Origin of the sequence: Streptomyces sp. NPDC051677 (assembly GCF_044453465.1) — a bacterium.
Classification (GTDB): domain Bacteria; phylum Actinomycetota; class Actinomycetes; order Streptomycetales; family Streptomycetaceae; genus Streptomyces.
Map to the genome: position 1 here is coordinate 1 of NZ_JBITCT010000001.1, position 2,633 is coordinate 2,633.

Annotated in this window: 2 protein-coding genes and 1 pseudogene; 1 reads left to right on the forward strand and 2 read right to left on the reverse strand. The window is 70.7% G+C overall.

The annotated features are described in order from the left end of the window. Positions 1-277: 277 nt before the first annotated feature. Entirely contained in the window at positions 278-553 is a 276-nt protein-coding gene (locus ACIBAF_RS00005) for a DUF397 domain-containing protein (protein WP_399460800.1), read from the reverse strand. Beyond that, on the reverse strand, positions 554-1,414 hold the full coding sequence (locus ACIBAF_RS00010) for a helix-turn-helix transcriptional regulator (protein ID WP_399460801.1): 861 nt from the start codon (positions 1,412-1,414) through the stop codon (positions 554-556). A gap of 267 nt (positions 1,415-1,681) precedes the next feature. On the opposite strand from ACIBAF_RS00010, the pseudogene ACIBAF_RS00015 reads away from it, so the two are divergent. Beyond that, positions 1,682-2,383 (forward strand): annotated as a pseudogene (locus ACIBAF_RS00015) (ATP-binding protein); the annotation flags it as partial. Between the last annotated feature and the right edge of the window lie 250 nt (positions 2,384-2,633).

Below are 2,633 nucleotides of genomic sequence, written 5' to 3' on the forward strand. Positions count from 1 at the left end.
CCACCCCCCAGGTCATGCCTTCGACAGGGGGACACAGTCATGCCGGGCCCGGAGGCCAGCGGCCCTCTTGCAGGACCGCGGAAAAGATAACGGGGAGGGTGGAGCTGTGCATGAAGGCGCGGTTGACTCGTGCCATCACCGGCACCCGCGGGTCGAGGGCGAGCGCCCGGTCATGAGGCGCTCCGTAAGCATGTGACGCGCATAGTGATCAAGTAAGCGCCAGAACAAGGAAGAGGTCGAAGGAGAGCAAGCGCAGAAAAAGCAACAGGTGGGTCGGTCAGGACAGCAGGAAGTCCGCCTCCCCCGCCTTGGCGCCCTCGATGAAGGCCGTCATCTCGTCGGAGGTGTAGATCAGCGCCGGTCCGTCGGGGTCGGTGGACTGCCGGACGGCGATCCGGCCGTCGGCGAGCTTCATCGCCTCCAGGCAGTTGCCTCCGTTGCCGCCGCTCCACGGCTTGTGCCAGCCCTCGCTGCCCAGTTCCCGGGCGGGCATGCCGTTGTAGATCCGCTGAGTGCGGACGCGCGGCCTGGACTGGGTCTTGATGCGATCCATTCACAACTCCTTGCGGAGATCCCGGAGGATCTCCTTCGTGCGATGTGCTGTAGCGGCCTGCGCCGCCATGCGGTCCATGACCTCGAGGTGGGTCGCCACCTCGGTGCGCGCGTCGAGGTAGACGGCACCGGTCAGGTACTCGCTGTAGACCATGTCCGGGAGCTCCGGCATGGCGAATCGGAACAACACGAAGGGCCCGTACGTGCCCGGGTGCGGCCCGCTGGCGAACGGGGCGACCTGGAGCGTGACGTTGGGCAGCTTCGCGGTCTCGAGCAGTTTGTCGATCTGCGCGCGCATCACCTCCGGGCCGCCGACCAGGCGGCGCAACGCGGTCTCATCCATCACCACCCACAGGCGGGGCGCGTCCTGCCGGGTGAGCAGATCCTGGCGTTGTATGCGCAGGTCGACGAGGCGCTCGATGTCCTCCGGCCGGGTCTGGCCGATGGCGCCGGACATGAGGACACCACGCGCGTAGTCCTCGGTCTGGAGCAGGCCGGGGACGAAGTGGGGTTCGTACTGGCGGATCAGGGAGGCGGCGCCCTCCAGGCTGACGTGCATCGAGAACCAGCCCGGCAGGACGTCGTGGAACCGCTGCCACCAGCCCGGCTTGTTGGCCTCCTCGGCCAGGAGGACGAAGCCCTCGGCTTCCTCGTCGGTGACGCCGTAGGCCTTCAACAGCAGTTGGAGGTACGGGATCTTGAGGCCGACCTCGGCCATCTCCATACGGCGGACGGTGGCGGGCGCGACGCGCAGGATGCGGGCGGCTTCCTCGCGCTTGAGCCCGGCGCGTTCCCGCAGGTCCAGCAGGCGCCGGCCGAGGACGACCTGTCCGACCGTCGGCGCGGACCGCGGTTCGCTCACGCTCCACCTCCACGAAGAGCCGACCGGCCCGCGCGGAGGCTCACGCGGGCCCCGGCCCGGCCGGTCACGAAAAGAATCCCGACAGCCCTACGGCGCCAGTCGAAGACCCACTCGAAGGTCTGTACAGGTGCGTACGAGTCTCCGTTGATCCCCATTGGCGCCGTTCGACGTGCTGTTGCGAGCAGTGTGCCACGGCCCTCCACCGCGTCACACAGCACTCTGCATTTTTCAGAGTGACACTTGCCAAGTGTTCACGGCGGGGCGATAGTGGCAAGCGTGATTCCGTCCGCGCCCTTAGGAACAGACGCCGCCGCAGGCCACCCCCAGGGTCTCGGTGCCAGCGCGGGAGCAGGCCCTGACCAGGCTGCTGCCGAGCGCCGGTTCCGATTCGAACTGGCCGCCCATCCGGGTTCTCCCGCCCAGGCCAGACGCCTGGCGAGGGCCCGGCTGACCGGCTGGTCGGTGTGCGAGGACACCTGCGACTCCGCCGCCCTGGTCATATCCGAGCTGGTCACCAACGCGATCGTGCACACCGCGAGCGACATCGTCGTCTGCGAGCTGCACGACGGCGACGACCTGGTCCGCATAGCCGTGCGGGACGAGGGATGCGCGCCGGGCGAGCCCCACCCCTCCCCGCAGCGTCCCGAGGAGGAGCACGGGCGGGGGCTGCTGCTCGTCGAGGCCCTCTGCCACGCCTGGGGCGCCCAGGAGCACGGGCCCGGCCTGCTGGTCTGGGCCGACCTGCCCCGCCAGGCCGACGCGTCCCGCGATCCCGCCGAACCCCGCGACAGCCTGGGTCTCGACGCCGCCGAGCCGCACCACGCGAGCCTCGGCGAGTTCCTCGACATCCTGGACGAGTTCGACGACACCCCGGGCGAGCCGCACACCGACCCCGCCGGGCCCCGTAACGACCTCGGCTGGGGCGCCCGCCCGAAGCCGGGACCGGCCGACGGCTCGGGTGACGAGGACGAGCCCGCGGAACAGCACCACCGGGAAGCGGCCCTCCCGGCCGCAAGACGCCCGCACCCCGCGCCTGCCGTCCCCGCCCTGCCGCCCACACCCGCCGTGTCGGCCGCACCCGCCGCGCCTGCGATGCCCAACGCATCCGCCGCACCAGTCGCACGCGCCCTGCCAGTCGTCCCCGCCGCGCCCAACGCATCCGCCGTCCCGACCGCGCCCGCGGCGCCCGTCGCATCCGCCGCACCAGTCGCACGCACCC

What these genes read in the sequence shown, in the direction of transcription:
- ACIBAF_RS00005 (WP_399460800.1), bottom strand. Translation starts at nt 553, where the DNA reads ATGGATCGCATCAAGACCCAGTCCAGGCCGCGCGTCCGCACTCAGCGG.